This is a genomic window from Luteibacter sp. P4_E6 (genome assembly GCF_056401535.1).
In genome coordinates this window covers 1-2,761 of record NZ_JBFUJE010000513.1, presented here as the reverse complement: position 1 = coordinate 2,761, position 2,761 = coordinate 1, and the positions used below count along the sequence as shown (strand labels likewise).

At 63.1% G+C, this 2,761-nt stretch carries 3 protein-coding genes; 1 reads left to right on the top strand and 2 read right to left on the bottom strand.

Annotation, left to right across the window (positions count from 1 at the left end; genetic code table 11):
* Window positions 1–235 precede the first annotated feature (235 nt).
* Window positions 236–394 (top strand): hypothetical protein, encoded by a 159-nt coding sequence (locus AC1DT2_RS20080; protein ID WP_157504675.1) that lies wholly within the window; start codon window positions 236–238, stop codon window positions 392–394.
* A 78-nt stretch (window positions 395–472) separates the two neighbouring features.
* Here the strand turns inward: AC1DT2_RS20080 and AC1DT2_RS20075 are convergent, their stop codons facing one another.
* Both AC1DT2_RS20075 and AC1DT2_RS20070 read right to left on the bottom strand, forming a co-directional pair.
* On the bottom strand, window positions 473–982 hold the full coding sequence (locus AC1DT2_RS20075) for a DUF6496 domain-containing protein (RefSeq protein WP_477298285.1): 510 nt from the start codon (window positions 980–982) through the stop codon (window positions 473–475).
* Between the two features lie 313 nt (window positions 983–1,295).
* A complete protein-coding gene (locus tag AC1DT2_RS20070; protein ID WP_477298284.1) occupies window positions 1,296–2,615 on the bottom strand; it encodes an Nramp family divalent metal transporter in 1,320 nt (439 codons plus the stop codon).
* Between the last annotated feature and the right edge of the window lie 146 nt (window positions 2,616–2,761).

Genomic DNA, 2,761 nt, shown 5'->3' with positions numbered 1-2,761 from the left:
GGCTGAGGGCGCCCATACACAGGGGTGCATAGGAAACTGGTTAGTACAGAAATTAAGCCCGAACGTGGCATGACGAAAGACTAACGAACCTATTGTTCACCAAACGAAACGGACCAGTCGCTCAGCGCCTCTCGACACCGGCCTGCAGCAGCGTAAGGTCCCCGTCACGCCAGAGACCGGCGGTGTGGCGTCAGACGATTGATAACCGGTCCCGATAAAGGCTGGGAGAAACGATATGAATGAGCTTCGCAACGATTACGGCATCTCGACGTTCGAGTTCTCGAATGGTTACCGCGCCGCCGACATGGCCGGCATGGACCTGTTCGGTGGCGAAATGGACGGTTATGACTGGCTGGGCGAAGTCGCCAGCCGCCTGAGTGGCGATTCGGTCTAAGACGCTGCTCCCATTCCCCGCTCTCTCATCCGAGATGAGCGAAAGCATCGGGCCCGCATAACGCGGGCCCGATGACGATCAGGAGGCTCTTTTCGCCCTGGTCCGCGCCGCCTTCTTCGCGGCGGTCTTCCTTCCCRCAGCACCCTTGGTGTGCGCCGCCTTCTTTGCGGCGGCCGAGCGGCTGCTCGCCGTGCGCTTGGATGCGCTCTTCCTTGCTTGCGTGGAGAGCGCCCGCTTTGACACGGCGGCGGTCCCTTCGCGTTTGAGTGCTTTGGTCGAGGCGCGCTTGCGGGCAGTGGATTTCTTCACCGCGGTCCCAGACGACCGCTTGCGTGTAGCCGCTTTGGTTTCCTGCGCCGCCTTCTTCTTCGTGGCGGCGCTCGCGGTCTTCGACGGCTTGGCCTTCACCCCGGCCCGGCGCGCCTTGGAAAGACCGATCGCTATGGCCTGTTTGGCCGACCGCGCGCCATGCTTGCCTTCACGCACATGGTCGATCTCTTCCCGCACATACTCGCCGGCCTGGGTCGAAGCCGATTTACCTTCGCGTTTGTCCTTCCGTGCCCTGGCAGTGGTTTTTTTCTCTGGCATGAGCGGAATTCCTCTGGCTTCTGGGAATGCGTGCTGTCATGGAATGCGAACATCCAGCGCCTCGGGCGCCGGTGGCCTGGGAACGCCATCATCTTCGGGGTCGTCCGGATGCGGAGGAGGCTCCTGGGGCCGATCCCCCGCCGGGCGGTTGCCGGGTATTTCCGGCTTTGGCGCGTTCGGCTTCTCTTCCGGGATGACCGGTGAGCTGCCAGGTGTTTCCGGAACGTAGGGACTCTGCATCGCGTCGGGCGCCGGTTATGTCGTCGGTGGACGAGACTGCACGGCGATATGTGACGCGCATGTCGGCCTCGCGTCACGCCATGTCGAACACCTGAGCAACCAGCCATAGGTTGGCCGCAGAGATCACCACGAACAGGAACCACGCCGAGTACGAGACGAGTCGGCTGTTGGCGAACACACCCATCAAGCCGGGATCGTCGGTGAAGCGGATTAACGGATACATGGCGAAGGGCAACTGCAGGCTCAGGACCACCTGGCTGGCCACCAGCAAGGCACCGATCGCCCGGTCGCCCATCGTCACCACGCCGATGAAAGCCGGAATGATGGCCAGCCCGCGGGTAATCAGGCGCCGCTGCCAGCAGGGAAGCTTCATCTGGAGGAAGCCATCCATGATCACCTGCCCGGCTATCGTGCCGGTAAAGGTCGAGCTCTGCCCCGAAGCGAACAGGCCGATGGCAAAAGCCATGGCGGCGACGGTGGTGCCGGCGATCGGCGCCAGCAATTGGTAAGCATCGGAGATATCGGCCACGTCCGTCCGCCCCGTACGATGGAAGGCGGAGGCGGCCACGATGAGGATGGCCGCATTGATGAGCAGCGCGAGACACAGCGAGGCGATGGTGTCGACACGGGTGAGCCGGATGGCAGCTCGTTTGCCCTCTTCACCGGACACGGCGCGCGTCTGCACGATGGACGAATGCAGGTAGAGGTTGTGCGGCATGATCGTCGCGCCGAGGATGCCGATCGCCAGGTACAGGGGTTCGCGTGACGACAGGGCGTGCATGGAAGGCACGAAGCCGGCCGCCACCGCTGCCCAGTCTGGCCCGATAAGGAACAGTTGCACGACGAAGCAGATGCCGATGGTGCCGACGAGGCCGAGGATGATCGCCTCCACGCGACGAAAGCCCTGCCCCTGCAGGCCCAGCACGATGAAGGTGTCCAGTGCGGTCAGGGCCACGCCGACAGGCAGCGACACGTTGAAAAGAAGCTTGAAGGCCAGCGCGCTACCGAGGACCTCGGCCAGGTCGCAGGAAATGATCGATATCTCCGCAAGTACCCACTGCACCCGCCCCACGGCCTTCGGATAACGCTCACTGGACAGCCGGGCGAGATCCTTGCGCGTGGCGATACCCAACCTTGCGGCCAGGCATTGCAAGAGAATCGCGGCAAGACTGGAAAGCAGGACGACGAAGAGCAGCCGATAGCCAAAGCGAGACCCGGCCTCGATGTCCGTCGCCCAGTTGCCGGGGTCCATATAGCCGACGGATACGAGAAGCCCGGGCCCGGCGAAGCGCGCGGCCTTCTTCCACCACGGAAGTCCGGCCGGCACCACGATCGAGCCAGCAACTTCGGACGGGYAGAACGGCGCGGTGGCCGTCTTGGGTAAGGAAAACATGGGCGTCATGCTAACGAAGAACCGCAGTGACGTATGCACCTGAAGACGACGCGCATTGCACGGACGCGGCGTCACGTTTAGACCTTTCCAACGGAGAGGCCCCCATGACGCTGAAAGCCCTGGGACTGAACTGCACGCTATCGCCC